The following is a 24,214-nucleotide window of genomic DNA, read 5'->3' on the forward strand; positions in this document are numbered from 1 at the left end:
GGCCGCGACCTAGGCTTCGTCAAATGCGCCGATGACTGCCTCGATCTGGTCGAGCGGGTGATTGGTCAGGTCCTTGGCGATCTCCGCCACGACTGCAGACTTCAGGCCGGCACCATATGCCTGGCGCAAATGGCCCAGCGTGCGGGGATCGGCGATCATCACCAGCTTCTGGAACCGCCCCTGCGATACCCCTTCGCCAAGCCGCTCGGCGACGTGTTCGGCGAAGCGTTCTTCTGCCACCTTGTGCCAATCGGTTTCTTCAAGGCCGCTCTTGCCCCATGCCTTGAGCCCGCCCGTGGTTTGTTGCGTCGAGTCATTGCGGCGGCCGGGCCGGTCGCTTGCCAATTCATGGGCCGGCGCATTGTCATTCCGCTCATGCTCGACCAGCTGGAGATTGATGAATTTCGTGTCGCCGGCATTGTGCAGCAACAGGAACTTCTCGCCGTCTGCGATGACTACCCAGGTGCCGTTTTCGATTTGCACGCCTTTCCTCCTTGCTTGCCCTTACCCGTTCGGGCGGCACCGCTCGGGAGGGCGGGGAACCGGTCGCGTCCCGCTCATTCTTGGCCGCTCAAGGCTGTATAGACGGTTTCGCATGGAAAAGCATGCCATCCCGGTTCTGCGCCGGGCGGATGGAAAAATTGGTGGCGGCCTGTGTCAGGCCACCACCCCCTGGATTGCAAGCATGGCCACGGCCGAGCTGATGGTGGTGAAGGCGCAAACGCTTGCGGCAATCGCCATCTTGAAGCGGTCGGCGGGGCTGGCAACTGATTTGACGTACATTGTAATTCTCCTTGAAAAGATCCTTGCCGTCATCGGCAATGATGGTCTTCTAGGAGAGCGGCGTATCAGCCATGTGTCGCGCGAAGCGGAACCGTGTTTCGTTTGTTTCAGAAAGGCTTGCCCGCAGTTCGCGCCAAACGGATGCGAGATCGTGCGCAAGGCGAGCGCCGAGCTGTTCGTCGACGCGATCGGAAATGACCGAGATCCGCAGCACTTTCTCTCCGCGCCAGTTGGCGGTCCGCAGGAAATAGCGTCCTGTGGCGTTGAGCCGGTTGGCGACCGCTTCGGGCGCGTCCATGCCAGGCAAAGGCTCGAACCCCAACGCGATCTGGTTGAGCACCACGTCGTTGCGCATTTCGATCCCGTCAACCTTGGCCAAGGCCGCCGCGATTGAATGTGCCGCGCGGCAATGCCGCTCGATCATTTCGGCCAGGCCGCGCCGCCCGAGATGCTGCAACATCGCCCAGGCGGCGAAGCCGCGCGCGCGGCGCGACAGTTCGGGAACATAATCGCTCGGATCGGGCTCGTTCGCGGCTTCGCGCTCGATATAGCCTGCGGTCATGCGCATCGCGGCGCGATGCACCGTGCGGTCCTTCACAATGGCGAAACCGGAATCATAGGGCACCTGCAGCCATTTGTGCCCGTCGACCGACCAGCTGTCGGCGAGGTCCACGCCCTTGGCGAGGTGGCGCAAGCGCGGGCTCGCGCGGCACCACAGGCCGAATGCGCCATCGACATGCAGCCAGGTATCATGCTCGCGGCACAGGCGGGCGATCTCGGTGAAATCGTCGAATGCGCCCGACATGATATGCCCGGCCTGCGCGATCACGATGCGCGGCGCGTCCCCGTCTTCGGCCATCGCCGCTTCCAGCGCGGCAAGGTCGAACGTGCCTTGCTCAAGCGACGGGATGCGCCTGATCTGGCGGTTCCCGAAGCCGAGATAGCGCAGCACCGAGTAGTTCGAGACGTGCGCGTCCTCGGCAATGTAGATGGCGACTGGCGGCGCGCCGGCCAGGCCGCATTCCTCAAGGTCCACGCCTTTGCGGGCAAGCACGCCAAGCCGGGCCGAGGCCAGACAGGAGAATGCCGCCATGGTCGCTCCGGTCGAAAAGCCGACGCTGGAACCATGCGGCAATTGCATCAGGTCGACCAGCCATTCGCCAGCCACCTCTTCGGCTACTGCGGCAGCGGGCGCGGTCAGGAACATGCCCGCATTCTGGCCCCAGGCCGATGCAAGCCAGTCGGCTGCCACGCCGGTCGGGCTCGAACCTCCGATCACCCAAGCAAGGAAGCCGGGGTCGGTCGATCCGGAGAGGCCGGGTGTCGCCGCTTCGACGAGATTGCGGATCACTTCGAGGCTGTCTCGCCCCTTGACCGGCAGGCCGATCGCGAAATTCTCGCGCAATTCGGCATATCCGGCCGTGGAATGCAGCGGGCGCAATTCGCAGCGTGACCGGATTGCGAGTTTTGCAGCGAGTTCGAGTTCGGCTTCCTTCATTATCCCTCGCCCCTCATTCGACCATTCGATCCTGTCCTAGCGCGGCTGGAGCCATGCCGGCAGCATGGAATAGGCATTGTCCGGGCCCTTGCCCGTTATCTCAAGCCCGGCGCCCGCCAGCATATCGCCAATCCGGCCTTCGTTATAGGCGTCGAACAGGTCGGTGGCGCCGCCAAGGTGATCGCCCCCGAGGAAGATCTGCGGGATCGTGGGTGCACCGCTGCGTTCGGCCACGGCGCGGCGGACATCGGCCGCCCATTGCGGATCGGCATAATCGGGCCCGTCGAGCGCCACGGTGCGATAAGGCACGCCAAGCGCGTCGAGCAGCTTGCGCGCCGACCAGCAGAATTCGCACCATTGCAGCGCGAAGAAGACCAGAGGCTGCCCGGAGTCCGCCACGATGGCGTCGACATGGGCAAGCGCTGCAGCGCTCGCAATTGCAGGTGCGGCAACGGGTTTGGCCGGGGCAGTGGCGGGAGCCGGGGCATCGAAACGCGCAGCGGGAGTGGACCGCGAAATTTCGAGCTCTTCTTCATCCATCGCTTCGGCGATGTCCGCGAACAGCGGCGTCGACATATAGCGTTCGGCCGTGTCCGGGATCATCGCCAGGACTCGTGTGCCTTCGGGCGATTGCTCGGCGATCCGGCGCGCAGTGGCGAAAGTCGCGCCCGAGCTGATGCCGCAAAAAATGCCTTCTTCGCGGGCGAGCCGCCGGGACCAGGCGATCGCATCGTCGCCGGAAACCGGGACGACTTCGTCGATCAGATCGTCGCGCATCGCGCCATCGACGATGGCGGGAATGAAGTCGGGTGCCCAGCCCTGCACCGGGTGCGGGCGGAACACAGAGTGGCTGCCCGCCGGAGAGCGGTCGGCGTGATAGGCCTGTGCCACACCCGAGCCGAGCATGGGCGAGTTCTCCGGCTCGCAGGCGATCACGCGCGTGTCAGGGCTGTGCCGACGCAGGGCGCGCGCGACGCCCGAGATGGTGCCGCCGCTGCCGAAACCGCTTACGAAGAAGTCGAGCGGGCGGTCGGCGAAGGCTTCGACGATTTCCATGCCGGTGGTGCGTTCGTGGATCGCGGCGTTGGCTTCGTTCTCGAACTGGCGCGGCAGGAACCAGCCATGCGTTTCTGCGAGCTCGCGCGCTTTGGCCAGCATGCCGGTGCCTTTCTCGGCAGCCGGGGTCAGCACCACCTTGGCGCCGAGGTAGCGCAGGATCTTGCGACGTTCGATGCTGAAGCTTTCGGCCATGACGATGACCAGCGGATAGCCCTTGCGCGCGCAGACCATGGCCAGGCCGATGCCGGTATTGCCGCTGGTCGCTTCGACCACGGTCTGGCCCGGCTTGAGCGAGCCATCGGCTTCAGCGGCTTCGATCAGCCCGATGGCGAGCCGGTCCTTGACCGAGGCCGTGGGGTTGAAAGCCTCAAGCTTGACGTAGACTTCGCGGCCCGGGGGCGAGAGCTTTTCCATCAGCACGACCGGCGTATTGCCGACCAGTTCGAGCACCGAGCCGTGCGGACCCGCCACGCCTTGGGGGAGCGAGGGAGAGGGGAAGAGAGCGGTCATGGCGGGTCCTTTGACTTGCTGTTGGCAAGCGCCGGGATATGCCGCGCGTGTTTCAGTCGGATGCCGCGAGAGCGCTATCTTGTTTCAATTGTTTCAGCGGCGGTGTGCGCGCCGCTCAGGACGCGTCGGGATCGAAGATATAGCCGATGCCGCGCACGGTGCGGATCGTGACGGGCTTGGTCGGATTGGGCTCGATCTTCTTGCGGATGCGCGAAATGCGGATGTCGATGCTGCGGTCGAACGGATCCCATGACCGGTCGTGCGCACCTTCAAGGATCTGGTCGCGATTGAGCACCCGCCCCTTGTTGAGCGCGAACAGCTTGAGCAGGTTGAATTCCATCGAAGTGAGCGGCAGCGACGCGCCCTCTTCGTCGAAAAGCTTGGCCGCTTCGAGATCGAGCCAGGTCTTGCCGAAACGGATGCGCCCTTCGCGGTCGGTCGATGCGGAACCTTCGTCCGATTTGCCCGCGCGGCGCAGCACCGCGCGCACGCGCGCTACCAGCTCGCGCAAGTCGACCGGCTTGCCGAGGTAATCGTCCGCGCCCATCTCGAGCCCGACGATCCGGTCGACCGTTTCGCCCGCCGCAGTCAGCATGATCACGCGCGGCGCATCCTCGCCCTGGAGCGAGCGGAGCAGCGAGAGCCCATCTTCTCCCGGCATGTTGATGTCGAGCAGCATCAGGTCTGGCTTCCCGTCGGCCAGCAGCGCGCGCGCTTCGTCGGCATTTCCGGCCTGGCGCACTTCGAAGCCATGCTTGCCGAGATATTCGGCGAGCATTTCGCGCAGGTCCTTTTCATCGTCGCAAACGTAGATGAGGTTGCCGTCAGCCAATGTCCGTCACTCCGGTTACGACGCGGCGCGCCAGCTCGCGCAAATCCTGCGGCGCGATGGGTTTCTCGAGGAATTCGCAGCCCGCATGGTCCAGGAAATCGCGCACATCGGGGCTCATCGTGTCGCCGGTGACGAACGCCACCCGGCCAAGCAGTTCGGGCCGGCGGCGGCCCAGTGCCTCGTGAAAGCCGCGCCCGCTGATCCCCGGCATGTTCATGTCGGTCAGGATGGCGTCGTAATCATGCGTGGTCGCCAGTTCCAACCCTTCTTCGCCGCTCGACGCGCAATCGACCTGATAGCCTTCGCGTTTGAGGATTTCCGAGATCAAATCGGCCACATCCTCCTCGTCGTCGATCACAAGGATATGCCCCTCGCGGCCGTCGCTGGGCGCACGCGGAATTGCCGCGGCGCGGCCGCTGTCGCCTGCGACCGGCAGGGTAATGTGGAAATGCGCGCCCTCATCGCAAGGCATGAGCTCGATCGTCCCGCCGTGCGAATGGATCACGCGGTGACAGAAGGCGAGGCCGATCCCGGTGCCCTGCCCGGCCGGCTTGGTCGTGAACAGCGGTTCGAACACGCGCTTGCCGACGTCCTGCGGGATGCCCGGGCCATTGTCAGCCACGTCGATCGCAATCGATTCACCGCCCGGCAAGAGCCGCGCTTCGATGGAGATGCGATCGCCCTTGCCGCTTGATGCCATGGCCTGCGCGGCATTTAGCAGGAGATTGCCGAACACCTGCTCCAGCTGGCTGCGCTCGGCCATGATGCGCGGCAGATCGTCCGGCAGGTCGATCGCGATCTGCGGCGCGCCTTCGGTCGCCAGCGTGCTGCGCGCGCCCTCGATGATCGCGCTCAGTTCGACCGGTCGGGCGTCGACCTTTTGCTGGCGCGCCATGGCAAGGAACGACTTCACGATCCGCGCGCAGCGCTCCGCAGCTTCGCCGATCTTTTCTATCCGCGCGATCGTCTGCGGGTCGCTCGCTTCCTCGCGCATCATCAGCGCATGGCCGACCACAACGGAAAGCGGATTGTTCAGCTCATGCGCGACCCCCGCCAGCAGTTCGCCCAATGCCGAAAGCTTTTCTGCCTGGAATATCCGCTCGCGCTGTTGCGCCAGAGTTTTGCGCAGCGCGACTTCCTTGGTGATGTCGACCACCGAAGAGACTACCACATCGTCGCCGCGATATTCGATCAGCCGCGCCGACACGAGCGCGGGAAAGCGGCTGTCATCGGTCCGCTGCAGCTCGATGGTGCGCTCGTCGATCCTTCCTTCGGGCAGCAGTGCGGTGATGAAATCGGCGCGTTCGGTGCGGCTGGCGAAATGGTTCCCGGCATTTCGGCCGGGGCCGAGCAGGTCGCGCGCGGCAGGCGAGCGGTAGATGATCTGCCCATCGGTAATACGCGACATCACCAGCGCAGCCGGGCATGCTTCCATCACCTGGCGCAGCAGGGCATCGGCTTCGCGTTCGTCTTCATCGGTCTGGCTGCGCGCGGTCACGTCCGACTGGCTCAGCACAAAGCCGCCGCGCGCGGTTGGCCGCATGGCGAATTCGTGCACCCCGGCATCGCGCACTTCGACCATCAGCGGAGGAAGCGGCGCCTCGCCCGGCTCAAGCCGGCTCTCCATCCATTGCAGGCGTTCGCGCGTCGAAGGGGTGACCGCTCCACGCGCGACCATCTCGATCAGCAGCCGGTCCCACTCCAGGCCCGGCGCGACTAGATCCGCCACCTTCGGATTGAGCAGCCTGAAGGCCTCATTCGCACGGACCAGCCGGGCCGACGCGTCGAAGATCGCAATGCCGTCGCGCAGAGCGTCGACGACTTCGTCGAGCAGGTCCTTGCCGGAAAGGGCGTTGGCCGCGCTCATCGCGGGCTAGCCCTGGCCGCCCTCGGCCGCCGGAGCGATCGCGACCACTTCGCTGCTCTCGCCGCCTGCTATCTTGACGGTCCCGGCAGGCGAGCTGGCAATCCCGTCGCCCATCAGTTCGGCAAGTTCGGCAGGTGCAACGATCTGCATCGGGCCGGCAGCCTGGCGCAGCGCGCTGGCTTCGATCACCGCCGGGCCGAACACGTCGTAAATATATTTCTGGACGCCGACGACCGAGCCGATCACTGGCCCCACCGCGATCCCGACGCGGCATTGCCAGCCGATCGGATGGCTGCGGTTGCGCTGTTCGAGATAGCGCTGGAAGCGGATTGCGGCGTCGACCACCGATTGCAGCGCACGTTCCGAAGGGTCGGGCATGCCTGCCACGGTGATGTAGGTGTCGCCCACGGTCTTGATCCGCTCGCAACCGAATTGGTCGCCGATCCGGTCGAACGCCGTGTAGATATCGTTCAGCTCGCTCACCACGACGCTGGCGTCCTGGTTGCGCACGGTATCGCTGAATCCTGCGAAATCGAGGCAGATCACCGCGACATTCTCGTAGAGGCGCGGCGTCACCACGCCAAAGGTCTTGTACTCGTCATATACCGAGCGCGGCATCATGTTGAGCAGCAGCTTTTCGACCTGCTCTTTCTCGCGCTTGATCTCGCGCGTATTGCGTTCGACCATCATGGAATAGGAATCGATCATCGATTCCAGTTCCTTGATCCGGCTGATGTTCTGGCACACCAGCACCGCCACGCGCTCATTGCCGTCGAGCGCGGGATTGAGCGTCATCGCGATCGTCATGGTGCGGCGGCGCACGCGAAAACTGGTTTCGCCGACGTAGCGCCCTTCGCTTTCAAGCGCCCTGCGCACTTCGTCCTGATCGATCCCGACGAAAACATCGCTCAGCTGCTGGCCCAGTTCGGCCTCGCCGAACCATTCCTGGAAAGTGTCGTTGAAGAAGCGGAAACGCAGGTCGGACAGGTCGACCAGCGACACGCCGACCCCGATCGCCCGCAGCAATTGCTCGTTGATGGCTTCGATCGACATGGCGTCAGCTGTTCACGACCAGGCCGCGGCGGTCGGCGAAAGTCCCGACGATGGCGTCGGCATCCCCATCGCTCACACCGTGTTCGATCAGCGTTTCGCGCAGGATGACCGCAAGCTTGTCGAAATGCAGCGCACCGATCGCGAGATGCGAATGGAGCTTTTCGATCTGGTTGTCGGTGTAGGAAGCCGGCCCGCCCATCAGCGAGGAGACAAATTTCGTCTGGTGGTCGACGATCCGCGCCATATCGACATCGTCGAAAAACGGCCCGACATCGTCATCCTCAAGCAAGCGATCGTAGAGATCCATCACGATCCTGGAGATGGCGGAGAAGCCGCCATATTTGTCGAATAACGTCTGTTGCATGTGCCTTGTCCAAAAACCCCCGATGAACAGGGGGGAGACTGCCCCTATCCATCGGTAAAATCAAATGCGCAGAGTTCGGCCGGGTCAGGCGGCCTGTGCCAGGGGGTAGAGATGCCCGGCAATCCAGTGCTGGTTCGCCTTCATCGTCAGGTTCAGCGACTGGTGCAGTTCGGCCAATTGCGGAAGCGTCCAGTCATAGGCTGCGATGGTATCGGACAGGCGCAGCATGTCCTGCGACAGCGCATCGCGCGAGATCGCATAGCTGTCGAGGCGCCCAGCAGCCCAGCTGTCGGCCAGGATCTGCGCATCGCGCAAGGCGTCGGTGATGCCATGCGCAGTGATCGGATCCTTGAAGTATCCGGCATCGCCCACCAGCGCCCATCCGTCGCCGCATGCCTGCCGCATATAGCCGGGCTCGCCCGCAAAACCGGTGAGCCTTTGCACCAGCCGCGCATCTTCGAGTTCGCGGGCCATTTGCGGCATCAGCCGGGCGATGGCGGTGCGGAAACCTTCGGGCCTGAGCGCAGCGCGATAGGTTTCGCGCGCATCCTGCGGCAGCGACAAGAACACGCATGCCTGCCCGTCATTGGTGGGAATGATGCCGCCTGCGGCACCTTCACCCCAGTGCCAGCGAAAGCCGCGCGGAGCGAGCCCTTCGAAATAGCCATAGATGCAGCGCGATGCATGGGTTCCGCGCTTGGTGTAAGGCGCACCCGCGAGCTGCGCGACGGTCGAATTCCTGCCGTCTGCGCCCACCACCAGTTCGGCGGTGATCTTGTGGATTCCGCCGCCAGAATCGCGCAGGAAGGCCCCGGCCACGCCGCCATCGGGGGCGCGCAGCAAATCGAGGCAACGAATGCCGTGATGCACTTCGGCGCCGCTGCGGCGAGCTGCATCTACCAGCACCTTGTCCAGTGCGAACCGGCGCGGCGCGTAGAGCGCGCTGACCCCGTGTTGAGGCGAAATCTCGATGTCGATCGGATCGCGATCTCCATAGATGAAGCCGGTCGTCCGCACAGGCGGCGCGCCGGTCGCTGCGACATTGTGCAGCAGGCCCCAATTGGCCAGCTGCATCACCGCCCCGCGCATCAGCGCATGGGTCGACATGGTGTCACTGCCATAGGGTTCGCGATCGACGATCAGCACGCGGGCGCCCCGGCGAGCGAGAAGCATGCCGGTAGCGGCACCGGCGCAGCGCGCGCCGACAATCACCGCATCGTAATGGTCGTGGGAAAATCCGGTCAAAGTCATGTCTGTATCCTTTCAGGCAACGCGCAACTGGCGCGCGCCGAGCTGGGCAATGATGGTCTGTGAAATCGCCTCCGCATCGCGGCCAACGCCGTCGATGAAGCTGGAGGCGCGGTGGCGCATGAAGGGCAGGCCGAGCACATAGAGGCCCGGCAATCTGGCGATGCCATCCTGCTGGGCGATCTCTCCATGCTCGTCGAGCGCGTCGAGATGCAACCAGGGGTACGAACGGCGATAGCCGGTGGCCCAGATGACGGACGAAATCCCTTCGGCGACGAGATCGATCTGCGTGGGCGCTTCCGGCAGCGCAGCGGGGGCCTCCCAGGCGGCCGGGTCGGGTTCGACGTCGAGCGCCCATTGCGCGATCTCGGCATCGATCCGCTCGAGCATGGTGTGCCGCCGGCGCTCTGCTGCAGCGCATTCGCGCGCAAGGTCGGAAGCGAAGCCGATCGTCGCGCCACTCGCGCCCAGGGCGCGCCCGGCGATGGTCACGCCTTCGGCGGCCAGCGTGGCGAAGTCGATGTCGCCATTGGCGCCACCCCCCACCAGTTGCAGCGAAGGCTGCGCCATCAGCTCGCGGAACGAGCGGGCTTGCGGGCGAGTTTCATTGAGGAAGCCGACGAAATCGAGCCATTCGAACAGGTCCATCCCGCGGTAGCGGCGCGGGGTGCGGACGTGCCGTCCGGCAGCCAGCACGGTGCGGCGGCCGGAAGCGGCGGCTTCGCGGGCAAGCTGGACACCGGTGGCCGAGCCGCCGACGACGAGAACGCCGCCGTCGGGCAACTGGTCCGCGCCGCGATACTGGCTGGGCGCAATGCGATGGATGCGATGATCGAGCCCCAGGCTCCAGGCTGGAATGCGGGGACGATCGCAAGCGCCGGTCGCCACCACCAGCGCGCGGGCGATCCATGTGCCAGAGCTGGTGACGATGCGGAAGCGGTCGCCCATCGGCTCCACCGCCAGCACTTCGGTTCCATCCTGCAGCGGCACTTCATGCGTGGCGGCATAGGTTTCAAGCCGTTCGACCAAATCCGACGATGTGAGGAAGCCGTCGCTCTTCTGCGCCAAAGCGCCACCGGGCATGCGGGTCATCCAGCCGGGCGTGAGCAGGCGGAGCGAAGGCCAGCGTTCCGAACGCCAGCGTTCACCGATCCGTCCGCGCTCAAGCACCACGTGCTCGATGCCGCCTGCGGTCAGGCATTGGCTCATCGCAAGGCCGGCCTGGCCGGCTCCGATAATCAGGCAGTCAATCATGCGGGCCATGGCACGCTCCTTGCTTGGTGTTGCGCCCTGCCTAGGCCGGCGATGTATCTGTCGTGTGCCGCGCCAGCCCCGAAAGTGTTTCGATTGTTTCAGCGCGGGAAAAAGGTGGCGGACGCGAAAAGCCCGCCGGTTCGCTGGGAACCGGCGGGCTCTGGAGTTTGCGGTGTCGCCCCGGGTTGGGGGGAGAGATCAGGCGACCACCGCATTGACGGCGACAGGAACGCCGTTGGTCAGGATGTCGAACACGGCCGAGCGGGCGATCGACTGGTTGACGATCTTTTCGAGCGTTTCGGCATCGGCATCGCCATCGATCTTCACCGTCAGGCGGATGGCGTTGAAGCCGTTGCGCACCGAAGTGTCGATCCCGAGAATGCCGTTGAGGTTGATGTCGCCTTCGGCCTTGGTTTCGACCGAGTTGAGCTTCACCTGGCGCATCGAAGCGATGTTGCCGATGCCGGCCATGATGCAGCTCGAAAGCGCGCCCAGCACCAGCTCGACCGGGGTCGGGCCGTTGTCCGCACCGCACAGGACCGTGAGGTGATCGGCATCGACAGTGTGCTTCTTCTCGTGGCGACCTTCAGCGCAGGCACCAAAATAGTCGTCGAACTCGACCTGGCTGTGCGTGCCGGCGACCCACTTGCCGTGAGCGCGGAAGTTGAAGTTGCCGATTTCGCGGGTCGCATCGACCGCACCGAGAGTGGCGACGAAGGCAGGCACGTCGACGCCGTTCATTGCGACGCGGGCGGGCTTTTCCATGGTTGCAGTGGTCATTGTATCAGGTCCTCGAATTGAATTGGTAAAGGGGGATGAGTGCGGCGCGGCTTCCCGCTCCGAACGAGGACCTTTTCCCCTCCCAATGTATCAGTTCGATGCCGCCCAGCCCGGCAAAAGGTTTCAATTGTTGCAACTCACAGCGGCTCTACCGCATAGGGTGTGCTTACTATGGGGACTGGATCGTTGATCGTCATACTGGGCCGGTCGGGCAACTGAGAGATAGAGTGGCTTTCCGCCGCGATCACCCCGCCGACAGGCGGAACCTGGCCCCGCCGCACCACCTTGATCGCCGCCACCAGATCAAGCTTCGGCCGACGATCCTGCGGGTCAAAGTGACTCAGTCGAGGCGCGGGAGATTTGTCAGCAGCCGCAACGGCTTGGCGCACCACCAGCCCACTCTGTGTCGCGATTTTCCGACTGACCCGCTACCGGCACAGAAGATGTCATCACCCAAAATCAGCTACAACCCGCTGATCTGACACAACTCCATCAACAGCAGGCGCTGTGTACGGTGTGCCGGGTAATATACCCGCTCACGAGCTGCTCAGCATTGATGGCGGGGAGAGCAATGAGAGGTCGGGGCTGCGTTCAAAGGGAGCGCAACCGCTCACTAGTCGACCACAGTAAGATGCACTGCCAAGTCGTCAAAATCCACGGAACCTTCCCCATCACTGCAATGTAGGGCCAACCATGTGCCCACCTGTTTGACCCTCATTCCGGCGTTCCCAAGCCAAGCTTGTGTGACATCATGACCGCCGACTTTACCGCGCCATACGTTCCAAATCTTTAGCGTGGCTCGACCGCCAGTTTCCGATTTTACCTTCACCGGAACCCTATTCGGAGCGGTATCCCGCCAGAGCAGCATTTCCTGTGCTTCTACGCCATCGATTTCCAAGACGCCGCCATAAACCTTCAATGTCAGCCCTTGGACTGGCGTGTCAGTTGAGGATACGAACTCGACATCAAAAGCTTCCGGAGCCGGCATTTCGTAAATCGCGTAAGCTGGTTCACCCTCCCAATGGAGGCAAGGGGCCTGAGCATCAGCAAACATGTCAGCAAGAGCTTTGGTCATCTCAATATCCTGGGCGCCTGTAGGGATCGATCGCAGCATGGTCTTGCGGCCAACGCGGAACAACATCTCGGCCACCATTTCGGAATGGAATTGGCTCATGGCTCAAGTCCATAGATTCAATGCCGCCTTTATCAAAGTTGTAGCGCTGTGGTGCTAAACCCTGCTCCATTCTCTCAAGTTGCTGAGCGTTCCATGTCCCATGTTGAGGATGGGCCGCTTCGTTCTTCCAAAAACGCCCTCTCACAGTAGACCAGGCTGGCTCATTGCCCTTCGCCGTGAGGTTGTAAATGTCATCGCCGACGCTCCAGCCATTCGCTGGCACACTCTCTGCGGCATCTCCTATTAACTCCTTGGAGCCAATCCTTACCGTGCCTTTGAGTGCACCTGCAAGCCCTGTAAACAAACCGCCATATTCGCCCAATGCAGTCGCGTAGGGGTTTTCCCTGCGCAGGATCGACAAGGCCTGCTCGTCCCAGATGAAGGCGCCGCCGACAGCCGAACCGAAATCCGAAAGCAAGAAGCCTGCACGCAATTGATCAAGCGGATCGACAGGCTCTTCATAGCTATGCACGATGTCAACCGTACCGAACCTGTTTACGCTCTCAACGAGTGTGGAAGTCGATGCCCCGCCCGAAATGTGCCAACTTCTACCGGATGGAAGTTTGGCTTCGTTTGCAGCGTAGTCAGAAATGATGGCATTGACTTCGCCAAGCGTAAACTTCTCGGCGTCCGAACCCCGCGAAACGATAAAGTCAGTTACCGCCCTCTCGAGTGCTTCCGATGCTCCGACTGTGACCGTCCGCTTCGAGCCGGTCGCAAAAGTCAATTCCTGTTCGAGTGGGCTGAAACCGCGATGGCGGTGGAGCCACGCATCCAAGCCATCAGGCGCGCTGATGCTGCCATTTGCCAACGCATTTACGATCGAAAGATCAATCGATGAGCCAATGCCAAATGGAATCGAGCGATCCTGAGCAATATGTTCTGCAACCTGCCCGATGGTCACACCTGGCAGTGCGATCGGGTCGATGTCGATCGTAGGGATGGCGAACGGGGTGTCCTGCGTGATCCAGTCGCTCAAGGATGCCGGGCCGCGCCCTGCCGCAGATGCCGAGGAGCCGCCATTCCCCCTTAGCGCCCCACCGAGCGCCCGTCCGATGACCTGTCCGATGACATCGGGCAGGCCTGCTGCGATATTGCGCGAGAAGGAGGAGCCGGTGATGGCAGAGCGGGTGGCGGCAGACGCGATCAGCGAGGCTGTGCCTGCGGCGACTTGGTTGCCGAAGCTGTTTGCGCCCGCCTTGACGCCAAGAAATCCCTTCTCGGAAGCAACCGCGCCGCCCAGCGCGTCACCCACACCGGCGGCTACGCCCGCTGCCGCAACGCCAGCAAAGCTGAACTTGCCCTGCAGGCCGGTGGCCACGGCCACGCCTTGTGTCACCGCTCTGGCAAGTGCGCCTTTTGCCGCCGCATTGGCGATAGCTGTGACTCCGCGTTCGGCCCCATCTGCGACTGCGCCAAACGGGGCAAACTTGTCGCCAATGCCTGCGGTCACGCCTGCAGAGAGCGCTGCCATGGCCACGCCCTTGAACGAGAACTTCTCTTGTATACCGGTGGCCACGCCGACGGCTTGGCTGGCGATGCTGCCAAGGGCGGCATTGGCTATGGCTGCACCAAAGCTCGTCCCCCCGACGGGAGCCATCACCGACACCGCGATAGCGATTGCTGCGAGGAGTATCTGACCGAAGACGCCGCAGTTCTTTTTCTTGGGTTTGGGCGCGGTTGGAGAGAGGTCTCCTGTGGCCTGTGCGGGATCGTAGGGGGTGAAGGTGGAAGCGTTGAAGTGGGTGCGCTGGACCCCTGTGGGCAGGCGCAGCTGCTGCCCTTCGATCAGGCCGGAAGCGCCTGACAGACCATTGGCTTCGGCGATCTTGTACCACAGCTGTGTATCGCCATAGAGATTGGCGGCGATCGATTGCAGCGTCTCGCCGCCGCGCACCGTATAGCTGCCGCCCGCGCTACCCTGGCTATAGGAGTTGAGCGCGACCGAGCTGCCGATGAAGTCATAGGCGGTAGTGCCGATGGTCTTGTCGCCGCGGTAAGTGCCGATGGTGGTGGGCGAAGGCGCGGTCCGTTCTGCGATCGAGGCATCGATCGAGATATCGTTCGTCCCGTTATTGCCGGTAAAGCCCATCTCCCGACCGCCAAAGCGATACCACACTTCATGCGGCGCGCCGGTCTGTGCGGAAGGCGCGTTGGAAGGACGGGTTTCGTCACGGCGGATCACCTGGCCAAGCTCGTCATGCTTGAAGGTAACCCAGTGCGGCAAGCCGTCATTGACATGCGAGCTGGTGAGCTGGCCAACGCCATTATAGTAAAAGGCCGTGCTGTGATTGACGTCGAACCCCGACAGGACATAGCCCTGCGTCATCCCGCCGCCCGAAGTGTTGTCCTCCCAGCCATAGCTCCTATCGTACTGGATCGAGCTCTGCACCGCACCATCGTACCAGGCGAAGAAGTACTTGGTGGCAGTGTCGTTCCAGTCGTCGTCGCTAGAGTTCTTGTGATTGTCGGAGGCCTGCTGGACCACGCTGCCCAGTGCATAATTGGAACCCACGCCGTAATCGTAATTGGTGCGCGAGCGCCACAAATCCCCACTGCGCAAGGTGACCGCATAATCCTCGATCATCTGCCCCTTGGCATTGTACCAACTGTCGCGACTGTAGCCGACCGTGGTGCTGTTCGCGAGATAATCCACCTGCTGCGTCTGACGCCCCATCAGGTCATAGGTGAAGCTCGAACGCGTATAGAGCGTGCCAGTGGAGGCCGAGGGGATGTTGTTGGGATCGATTGAGGTAGCGCCCGATTGCTTCCTGATCTGCGTCAGGCGGCCAGCGGCATCGTAGACGTAATGCTCCTTGTGCTCCTGATAAATCGTGTAGGGATAACTGGTCGTAACCACCCTGCTGACCGCATAGGCGCGCTCTCCGGCCGCATTATATCCGAACTCCTGGCTGGGAACTCCAGTGCTGAACGAGCTCGTCACAGCAATGCCTATGGTTCCTCCAGAAAGCATGCCCTTGTCGATCACCAAGCGGTTCATGCTGTCATAGCGGAACCAGTAATCCTGCCCGGTCTGGTAGGGGTTGGGTGCCCCATTGGAACCAAGCGTGTAAAAGCTGGTGCTCTTCCTGCGGACATTGCCATTGGCATCATACTGCATTGTTGAAGAAGCCGCCGGTGCAGTGGAAGTGCCTGCTTCCGTCCACGTTCTCAGGCGCCCCAGCCTGTCGAAAGTGGCGCTCTGGTTCTTCAGCGCCGTACTAGAGACATTGTAACTCTCTTCGACCCATTGCCCTTCGCCGCCGTAATATTCTTCCCACATCTCCCAGTCATAGGTTCCAGGCGGATAGGGGTTTTCATAACCTTCCCAATGGGCAGGTACGTAAGTGCCGGATTCATCGTTGAGCTGCTCGGTCAGCCGATTGCCAACCACGTCATAGGTGTAATTGGCAATGCTACGATTCCAGTTGGTGTTGGTCTGTCCGGAGTTGGGGCTCCCGGTCCATTGCTGCCCCACCAGCTCTGTGTTGAGCCAGATGAAGCTGGTCAGCAGCCCTCCCATACTTGTGGCAGACAGCCTGCCTGCGGCATCATAGGTATAGCTGGTGATGTTGCTGCCCAGATCGCTCTTCGAGATGGCGCGCCCGAAGATGTCGGTGGTTTCGGAGAGAGTCCTGTAATTGGCCATGGTGGTGGTCTGGATCCACCCGCCGGTATCGATGAGACCGGTGCCGACCGCCTCGAGCGTTTGGTCCCAGGTATAGCTAGTGGTGGTGATATCGCCGCCGAAGGCGCGGCTTGAGATAACCCGGCCCCGGATATCGTAGTCGGTGGTCTCCTTGTTGGAGCTGCCCAGTAAATTGTTCCAATGGGTCAGCTGCCGGCCGAGACCGTCATAGCTGTAATAGTCCGAGAGGCCGCTGCCTGCGTGATAGACGTGGATCACTCGGCCAAGTCGGTCGAACGCTTGCCCAATGTCGCGCCCAAGCTCATCGCGTATTACGCGCGCATCGCCATGGATGTCATAGAAACGCTGTTTGACCCCGCCATCAGCATGGGTCTCTGCGGTGATGAGCGCCTCGCTGCCGCCATAACCCGATCCGGCGAGCAGGGCGAGGCGGGTGAGATTGCCGGTGTTGGCGGCTTTGGAGGTGCCATTGGTGGAGCTGCCACCGGTAGCATAGCTGCCATTGGCATCGCGCTGCGCGACGAGGCGCCCGGAGGCATCGTAATAATAATCCTCGGACGGCTTGATCCATTGCGAAGTGCCATCCTCATTGGTGATCTCCACCGTCGGGCCTTCCGAACGGATCATCCGCCCCATGGTGTTGTAGCTGTAAGTCAGCAAGGCGCCTGCCGCATCGGTCTCGCTCGCCACTTCATCAAAGGCGTTATACGTGCGGTAGGTATCAAGCGTCTGAGTGAAGGTCGTGGAGAGCTGGCGCTGCTCTTCCGAGACCCTGACCGCCATGTTGCGCTTGTCGTATTGGGTGTAAGTGGCGTTGACATTGGTCTGGCCAACCACTGCCAGCGCCTGGGCGAAGGTGATATTGGTCAGATTGTCGCCCGCGCTGGTGATTGCAATCGTCTGGTTGCCGTTCCGGTCATAGCCGAAGTGCTTCCACACCCCGTCGCCCGCATTGGTCTTGATCAGCCGCCCGGCCAAATCGTATTGATATTGCGTTTGCGACGTCCCGGTGCCGATCTGCGTTGCAATCACATCGCCATAGGCATTGTAGGCAGTGTAGGTAACCGGACCGCTCTGGATCCAGTTGGTACCATCATGAATCACATGATACTGCTGATAGATACGACCCACTGCATCGTGGTGGGTTACTGTTCCTTCATAGGTCGCCGTTGCAACACCGACGCTGTTGTAACGGACATAATGTTCGTAGTTCACCCGTCCAGCCACATCATACCAATAAATTGTAGTCAGCCCATCGGTGATATTGCCATCTTGGCCCTCTGCATTGGTTGTCGATCGAAGCTTATCACCATCATAATGATAGGTCGTGACCCGCTCTGCCGCATTGGCATTGCCGTGCTGGCGGGTACGGGTGAGGTTGCCCACGCCGTTGTAATAATAGTCGACCGTCGGGGTGACACTTGCCCCGGTGTAGTCGATGAAGGCCTGCCGCGACTCGGTGGTCAGCCGTCCGGCATCGTCATAGGTGTAACTGACCTGATCGCCGGTCGCTTCGACCTTGCGGGTCACCTGGCCCAGCCCGTTGTAGGTATAGCTCACCGTCGCATCGATGGTGCTGGTCGCGCCCGAACCATTGTGCACCACCACATTCTTGCGCGTCTCGGTCAGCCGGTTGCCTACCCTGTCATAGGTGTAGATTGTAACCCGATCGATCGTATCATCGACGATCCCTCCCGGGATCCAGGCAGTGCTAGTCGGCGTGGCGAACTTATTGGCATAATGCCTCTGGCTCAGAACATTGCCCTCGGCATCGTAAACCCAGTCGGTGCGATAGTTCTCCGCATCCATCTGATACTGCTTGCGCCCCAGCCTGTCGTAATAGGCCCAGGTGGTGTTGCCTTCAGGATCGGTGGTCTTCACCACATTGCCATTGGCATCGTACTCATAGAGCGTGTCGAGCGTCGCGGTGGTGACATTGGTCCAGCTCGTGCCGCTCAACACACCGGTCTTGTAACCCGATTGCAGGATCACCGTGCTCTTGGTCATGCGGTTCAGATTATCGTATTCGAAGCGCGTCTCGCGATATTCACCAGCAGGCGCTACCGGCGCTTCTTCCTGAGAGCCGCCATCCGTCGGCATACCCACTGCGGTTCCGAACACCCGGATCTTCGTGACATTGTTGTTCCCGTCATACTCATAGGCGGTGTAGGTCCCCACCGGGCTGATCTCCACCGCCTTGCGGTCAAGATCGTCATAGTAATAGATCGTCTTGCCGCCATCGGGCGCGGTCACCCGCGTCAGATTGCCGCGCGCGTCATAGGCATAGGTGGTGACAGGGGTCACACCGTGGAAGCTTGCCCCCGTCTCCTGGATCAGCCGGTCGGCCTTGTCATAGACATAGCTGGTGGTGCGCGCTTCAGTGAGGCCTGATGCCTCGACCCTGGTGATCAGATTGCCGCGCGCATCATAGGCATAGGTGTTGGTGACATTGCTCGCAACTAGCACGCCTGCATTGTTGTAGGAACCAACCGGCAGCGTCTCTGACACCATCCGCCCGAGCTTGTCGTAAGCATAGGTCGTGGTGTTGTTCGCGCCATCGGCATTATTGCCCGTCTCCGAGCGCGCAGTCTTGCTGGTCCGCTCGCCGAACACGTTGTAAGAATAGTTCTCGACAAAGCCTTCCGCATCGGTGCTGGTGACAACCCGGCCCGCCTTGTCATAGGCAAAGCTGGTGACAGCATCCTTGGCGGGATCCGCGGTTGTCGTCGGCTGCGTCGTGATGCTGTAAGGGCTGGTTGAGGCATTATAGCGCCGCACAACGCTCGCCACTTCGCCAAAGGCGGTATAGCTCGTCTCAGTGATGTAATTCTCGACATCGCGGGTCTTTGTCACCCGGCCCAGATTGTCGTAATAGCTGTAGCTTGAGTTGCCGCGCGCGTCGGTCACCTTCACCCGCTCGCCAAACGCATTGTACTCATAAGTGGTCACTCCACCCTGAGCATCGGTCACCTGCAACAGCAGGCCGCGCTTGTCGTACTCGTAAAACGTGTTCCTACCTTGGGAATCAGAGATTCGAACTGTCTGACCAAACGCGTCGTAGACATGGAGTGTGTGAGTTCGTTCTCCAGCCGCACCGTTGAGCTGAGTCGCCGTTTCACCCCATGCATAGAAGGACCACAGCAATCGGCCAGCACCATCGTTATCGAACAAGTTACTACTATGGTCACTGCCATTGTAGTCCCTGTGCTGCTCGGAAAGAAGGCCATTGCCATAATACCAATAGTCTTGTCGTTCGCCTTCACCATTGAATATGGCGAGCAGCCGATCCTGATTGTCATAGGCAAAGCTCTGATCGACAAAACCGGTGCCCACCAGGCTGTTGACCTGGCTGATGGTGGTGGCATCGGTGACGCTGATCGGTGCATCATAGCGCCGCTGGAGCGTGTTATGCCCCTCCGCGTCGTAATCATAACGCGTGACATAGCCCTCGCCGCCAACCGTGAAGCGTAGCTGCCCCCCTGCGCTATAGTAATTGCGCGTGATCCGCGCTTCAGCCCCTGAACCCTGCTGGACCCGGATAACATTGCCTGAGGTATCGTAGGTATATGTCGTCACCAGCCCGACCGGATCGTTGCTGGTCGCAACACGCCCCGCGCTGTCATAGGTAAAGCTCGTCTTGCGATCGTTCGTCGCATTGGCAATGCCCGCGACCAGCGCCTTGACATTGTCATAGGTAAAGTCGCTGGTGGAGAGGGCCGCGCTATACTGAATGCTCTCGCGTACCAGCCCCACTGCATGCCATTGCGTCCCGATCCAGTAGACGCTCTCGCTCACCCGTCCGGCACCATCGACCTGGTACCTCAGCAGTCCCTGCCCGTCGTAAACGTAATGCATCCGCCGGTTGGCGGCATTGCTCGCTCCGGCAGATGTACGCAGCTGCGCAAAGGTGCCGCTCGCCCACAGCGACGAAGATGTCTTCGCCGCATAGGCGATCTCTTCGACCTTCTGCCCCGCCTTGTCATACACCACTTCGGTCAGATAGCCTTCGCCATCCAGACCCCCGATCGCCCGGCCCGAACGGTCGTAGAACGTGCGCGTGATGATATCGTCGGCATGGCTCGCCACCGCCACCGGACTGGCAGGAGACGTGGACTTAAAACCTGATACATCGACCTTGGTGGCATAGGCCAGCGTCTTGATTAGCTGGCCCGCCGCATCGAACTGATAATCAACCACCCCGCCGGTGCCGTCGATCACCTGCGCCACCCGGCCCGCCGCATCATACACCGTCCAGGCCCAGATGTCGTAGATGTGTGCTGCAGGGCGCAGATCAGCAATCGTCAGCGTGTTATTCGGATTTTGCAGCGTCGCAAGATTTATCGAAGAAACCCCTAACGCAAAGCGCGTGCTCGCCACCACCCGGCCTGCCGCATCGTAACGACACTCTACGAGGTGGCCATCGTGGCTAATTACGCCGGTCTGACGCCCTAGCTTGTCATAAAGGTAATGGGTGCGCAGGCCCCGCTCATCGGTTGCAACCCGCAAACGGCCCATCGCGTCGTACTGGTTCGACGCCGTCCCGCTCACATCCCAGCTGCCGCTACCGCTCGAACTGATCAGCTCACCCGCCTTGTTATAGGTCTGCGTGGTGACATAGCTGCCTGCAGTCGTCACAATCGTCTTCGAGTTGGCATCGTCGAACACGATCGAGGTCGTGCCGCCACCCGTGTCGACCGAGGAGACCAGACGCCCCATACCGTCATAGACGAAGGTCTCGGTGCCTAGGCTGGCGGTCACCCGCGACAGCAACTGACCCTCCTGATCATAGGTATAGTAATGATGCGAATTGCCTTCCGCGGTCGAGGCCTCCCCGGCCGCCGTGGCAGAGCCCCAATCGATCATCTGAGTCTGGTTGCCGCGTGCATCGTAGGCGTAGGTCACAATCTGCCTGTCCGATCGATCGGCCATCCCATCGACCCAGGCGTTCAGCTGCGCAAAGCTCGGAGTGGTCGAGCTTACTGTGTAGGCGTGCTTGGGATAGGTACTCTCCCACTCCAGTTGGCCCGCAGCAGCATATCGGTACTCGGCAACCCTACCTTCGGGATTGATGATGAAGGCCAAATGCCCCTCGCCATCATAAGCATAATGCGTCCAGCGCTCGACATTGCTCCCCGTCTCGCTCACTCCATAGGAACGCTCGCGGATCAGACGGTCATTGCCATCGTACCACTTCTCGACTGTCTTGCCTGTAGCATCGGTGACCTTCGTTACGTTGCCACGCGCGTCGTAGGTGTAGGCGGTTATCCTTCCGTTTTCGTCATAGACAATCCCGAACGGATCGGCGCTGTCGGCGGCGACCTGCGATGCATCAAGCGCAACTACTTCTGGAGCGAGCCAGTCGGTCGACCAGCCATGCTGGGTCTCGTTATAATAGGTAAAGAAGCGGGCATAGACGCTGTTGTCAGGCCGATTCCCGTTCCAGCGGAAGGTAGCTGTGGTTCCAACCTTGACGCCTGTCTCGGTGTCGAAGATGCCGCCATACTGGCCCCAGGCAATATTACCCGAGCCTTCAGGCATTACATAGCCCACCACCTTGTACCAGCGATCCTCTTGTAGATGCGCCTGCTGTGTACCCGGATCCCATCCCATGAAATAGGGATTGACATTATCGGAACCGTCCCAAGCATTCTTGACATAACCTGCGCCACCCCAATTAGCGCTTAATCCAAAATACATGTAGTGCTTGCTCAGATCGCTCTTGCGCACATACTGGGTAAATTTGTAGGCTTTTGAGGTGTCGACCGTGAATTGGTTGGTGTAATTGCCACCTCCGTGTTCATAACTGTCGAATTGACCGGTTTGAAGCGCTACCGCCTGCCCGCCATCAGGCCCATCTACCGCAGACCAGCGCGCTTCATCGTAGTTCCAGTGGCTTCCTGACCAAGGGTTCCAACCATCGACCGATGGTGCCTCGAACAGCGCGGCGTCGCGCGCAATGTCGAGCTTGTCACTGCCGCGCAGGATCGCCGCCTCGTGAACCTCGCGCACCTCGGGGCGTACCCAATGGGTGAATTTACCTGTGCGCTCCTGATTGTAGTAATTGAAGAAACGGAGGTGTGTATCGTTGCTGGCATAAGCGCCATTCCAGGCGAAGTGATTGATACCAAACAACTTATTACCGGTCTCGGTATCATAGACTCCTCCGACCGAACCGTTTGCCTCTGCAGGAGTGCCGTCGGGCAACACATAGCCGACAATTTTTACCCATTTGTCTGCAGACCAGCCAGACGAAGCTGAAGGATAGGGTGCCGTGAAATAGGGATTGTTCTGAACGGCACCATCCCAGCCATTCTTGACAATGTTTGACGCACCCCAGTCCGCGCTGAGCCCGAAGTAGGCCATATGCTTGTCGAGCTGATCGGCCTTGACATAAATCGAGAACTCATAGGCTTTCGACTTGTCGATGGTGAAGTTGGCGCTGTAGGCGCCACCCCCTGGATCGGAACCGTCTGTCTGCCCGGTGTGAAGTGATACCACCTGCTGGCCATAGGGGCCCGTTGTCTGCGCCCACTCGGTCTCAGCATAGGCGTGTAGCCAGAATCCGCTCCCCTGGATCGATCCTGCTGCTGGCAGCGTGCCGTCGCGATCCTGCGGCCATCCGCTGTCATCGACAAGGTTGTCGCCGCGCAGTGCCTGCTCACCGTCCGCCCAGGTGCCCGCGATCACAAGGTTGTTGGGAGCCGATGCATTCTCGGCATCGGTCTCAATCGTGCGGATCAGATTGCCATCGGCATCATATTCGAACTGCTTGACAATCGCTGCCCCACCCTGCGTCGCAGGCGGGGTCATCAGCTGGATCAGCTGGCCCTTGGTATCATACCAGAGCTTTGTAATCGAACCATCTGGAGCGGTCACACTGGTTACGTTTAGCCCATAACCGATCCTAGTCGTTCTGGTGATGTCTGTTGAGACTGTTTGAGTGATGCTGGCTACACGACCTAAGGCGTCATAGGTGACGGCGACTTCGGTGCCGTCCTTTTGCCTGATCAGATTGACCCGGCCGTTGCCGTCATAGCCATACTCGAGCCAATAGGACTGAGCCAGAGTTGGCAGCGCATTGTCCTCCGGCGACAGATCGGTGCGCACCCGGATCAGCTTTCCGCCGGAATAGTCATACCATGTCCGCGTCAGCGTCGTGGCTGTGGAAGTTGTAAGATCGGTATAGCCGGTGGTGATCTTGGTGATATCATTGCCCGACCAGCTGTATTGCAGCCACTCGCCATTGGCCGTGGTCACCTTGTCGAGCTTGTCGGTATCCGAAACATAGCTGTAGGTCAGCTTGTTGCCATCGATATCCTGACGCTCGAGAAGCCGCCATTCACTTCCGCTTGCAACCGTCACTCCATAGGTCTCGGTTACCTTGCTATCGCCATCGCTCCAGATCCAGTTTGAACCGGAATTGACCAACCTGTCATAGGTCCCGGCTCCATCGGTGGACCAATAGGCCGTCACCGCATTCTTTGTGCTCCACACATAGGTGATCACCGAGCCGTCCGCGCTTAGCCGCTTGATCGTGCTGCCCGCAGTGTTGAGCGTGCCGGTCAGCCCGAAGACACGTCGCGTGGTCGACTGCTGCCAGCCATCGCCATTGTCACGATCGCTCGTGTCGCCAAGACTGTTGTAAGTCCGCAATACCTGCGCATCAGGCCCACGCCCGACCAAAAACTCGTCCTGTCGCGAGATAAGCAGGTTGCCCGTCGCCACATTGACCGAAACACTATCGCCGCCCTGGCCCAGAAGCGCCCCGCCAAGTCGGCCGGCCCCTCCAAGAATGCTCGCAGAACCACGCTCAAATCCCGCACCCAATCCCGAAAAAATCGCGACCATTTCTAAAGCTCCGGATCACCAAATCATCAAAGGAGCAAAAGCCGCACAACAACTTACCCCCCCAATTATCCTACCGGCCACAAAGAAGTTTAGAAAAAAAGAACACGCACCCTCAAAACACACAAGACAATATTATTCGTATTCTCCAACAATTGAAGTACAGCGGACCACTGCAGCAAATTCGATCGGGCTTCGGGTCTCTTCCACGCATTGGAATCGCTGTTGAATCGCAGCCCTGGAAGCGGTCGCACGCCGCATGATGCGTATCGGGGCCTTGGGTGACGGAAGCGACATG

General features: G+C 61.0%; 13 protein-coding genes. All 13 read right to left on the minus strand.

Going from position 1 to position 24,214, the window contains the following annotated elements:
* Positions 1-9: 9 nt before the first annotated feature.
* The 13 genes from ACUJ47_RS08720 to ACUJ47_RS08780 all read right to left on the minus strand — a co-directional run bounded on the left by ACUJ47_RS08720 (position 10) and on the right by ACUJ47_RS08780 (position 23,919).
* On the minus strand, positions 10-483 hold the full coding sequence (locus tag ACUJ47_RS08720; RefSeq protein ID WP_445538014.1) for a baeRF12 domain-containing protein: 474 nt from the start codon (positions 481-483) through the stop codon (positions 10-12).
* 174 nt (positions 484-657) lie between these two features.
* Complete coding sequence (locus tag ACUJ47_RS08725; RefSeq protein WP_445538015.1) at positions 658-783, minus strand: hypothetical protein; 126 nt, start codon at positions 781-783, stop codon at positions 658-660.
* 49 nt (positions 784-832) lie between these two features.
* Entirely contained in the window at positions 833-2,281 is a 1,449-nt protein-coding gene (locus tag ACUJ47_RS08730) for a pyridoxal phosphate-dependent decarboxylase family protein (protein WP_445538016.1), read from the minus strand.
* A gap of 36 nt (positions 2,282-2,317) precedes the next feature.
* Entirely contained in the window at positions 2,318-3,850 is a 1,533-nt protein-coding gene (gene cysK / locus ACUJ47_RS08735; RefSeq protein ID WP_445538017.1) for a cysteine synthase A, read from the minus strand.
* A 115-nt stretch (positions 3,851-3,965) separates the two neighbouring features.
* Positions 3,966-4,682 (minus strand): response regulator, encoded by a 717-nt coding sequence (locus ACUJ47_RS08740; RefSeq protein WP_445538018.1) that lies wholly within the window; start codon positions 4,680-4,682, stop codon positions 3,966-3,968.
* On the minus strand, positions 4,675-6,549 hold the full coding sequence (locus ACUJ47_RS08745; protein WP_445538019.1) for a response regulator: 1,875 nt from the start codon (positions 6,547-6,549) through the stop codon (positions 4,675-4,677). The genes ACUJ47_RS08740 and ACUJ47_RS08745 overlap by 8 nt, the downstream gene beginning before the upstream one ends.
* Before the next feature lie 6 nt (positions 6,550-6,555).
* Positions 6,556-7,602, minus strand: coding sequence for an adenylate/guanylate cyclase domain-containing protein (locus tag ACUJ47_RS08750; RefSeq protein ID WP_445538020.1), 1,047 nt, complete (start codon positions 7,600-7,602; stop codon positions 6,556-6,558).
* 4 nt (positions 7,603-7,606) lie between these two features.
* Positions 7,607-7,966 (minus strand): group I truncated hemoglobin, encoded by a 360-nt coding sequence (locus ACUJ47_RS08755; RefSeq protein WP_445538021.1) that lies wholly within the window; start codon positions 7,964-7,966, stop codon positions 7,607-7,609.
* Between the two features lie 84 nt (positions 7,967-8,050).
* The gene (locus ACUJ47_RS08760; RefSeq protein ID WP_445538022.1) at positions 8,051-9,217 is read right to left on the minus strand and encodes an NAD(P)/FAD-dependent oxidoreductase; all 1,167 of its coding nucleotides are present in this window, start codon (positions 9,215-9,217) and stop codon (positions 8,051-8,053) included.
* Between the two features lie 12 nt (positions 9,218-9,229).
* A complete protein-coding gene (locus tag ACUJ47_RS08765; RefSeq protein WP_445538023.1) occupies positions 9,230-10,477 on the minus strand; it encodes a flavin-containing monooxygenase in 1,248 nt (415 codons plus the stop codon).
* Positions 10,478-10,666: 189 nt separating this feature from the next.
* Positions 10,667-11,248: an OsmC family protein gene (locus tag ACUJ47_RS08770; RefSeq protein ID WP_445538024.1), complete on the minus strand. Its 582-nt coding sequence runs from the start codon at positions 11,246-11,248 to the stop codon at positions 10,667-10,669.
* Positions 11,249-11,861: 613 nt separating this feature from the next.
* Entirely contained in the window at positions 11,862-12,323 is a 462-nt protein-coding gene (locus ACUJ47_RS08775) for a hypothetical protein (protein WP_445538025.1), read from the minus strand.
* A gap of 1 nt (position 12,324) precedes the next feature.
* Positions 12,325-23,919, minus strand: a complete 11,595-nt coding sequence (locus ACUJ47_RS08780) for a LysM peptidoglycan-binding domain-containing protein (RefSeq protein ID WP_445538026.1) — start codon at positions 23,917-23,919, stop codon at positions 12,325-12,327.
* Positions 23,920-24,214: the final 295 nt, after the last annotated feature.

The sequence above is a fragment of the Altererythrobacter sp. Z27 genome (assembly GCF_052683155.1).

What these genes read in the sequence shown, in the direction of transcription:
- ACUJ47_RS08725 (WP_445538015.1), bottom strand. Translation starts at nt 783, where the DNA reads ATGTACGTCAAATCAGTTGCCAGCCCCGCCGACCGCTTCAAGATGGCG.
- ACUJ47_RS08730 (WP_445538016.1), bottom strand. Translation starts at nt 2,281, where the DNA reads ATGAAGGAAGCCGAACTCGAACTCGCTGCAAAACTCGCAATCCGGTCA.
- cysK (WP_445538017.1), bottom strand. Translation starts at nt 3,850, where the DNA reads ATGACCGCTCTCTTCCCCTCTCCCTCGCTCCCCCAAGGCGTGGCGGGT.
- ACUJ47_RS08745 (WP_445538019.1), bottom strand. Translation starts at nt 6,549, where the DNA reads ATGAGCGCGGCCAACGCCCTTTCCGGCAAGGACCTGCTCGACGAAGTC.
- ACUJ47_RS08750 (WP_445538020.1), bottom strand. Translation starts at nt 7,602, where the DNA reads ATGTCGATCGAAGCCATCAACGAGCAATTGCTGCGGGCGATCGGGGTC.
- ACUJ47_RS08755 (WP_445538021.1), bottom strand. Translation starts at nt 7,966, where the DNA reads ATGCAACAGACGTTATTCGACAAATATGGCGGCTTCTCCGCCATCTCC.
- ACUJ47_RS08760 (WP_445538022.1), bottom strand. Translation starts at nt 9,217, where the DNA reads ATGACTTTGACCGGATTTTCCCACGACCATTACGATGCGGTGATTGTC.
- ACUJ47_RS08765 (WP_445538023.1), bottom strand. Translation starts at nt 10,477, where the DNA reads ATGGCCCGCATGATTGACTGCCTGATTATCGGAGCCGGCCAGGCCGGC.
- ACUJ47_RS08770 (WP_445538024.1), bottom strand. Translation starts at nt 11,248, where the DNA reads ATGACCACTGCAACCATGGAAAAGCCCGCCCGCGTCGCAATGAACGGC.
- ACUJ47_RS08775 (WP_445538025.1), bottom strand. Translation starts at nt 12,323, where the DNA reads ATGACCAAAGCTCTTGCTGACATGTTTGCTGATGCTCAGGCCCCTTGC.
- ACUJ47_RS08780 (WP_445538026.1), bottom strand. Translation starts at nt 23,919, where the DNA reads ATGGTCGCGATTTTTTCGGGATTGGGTGCGGGATTTGAGCGTGGTTCT.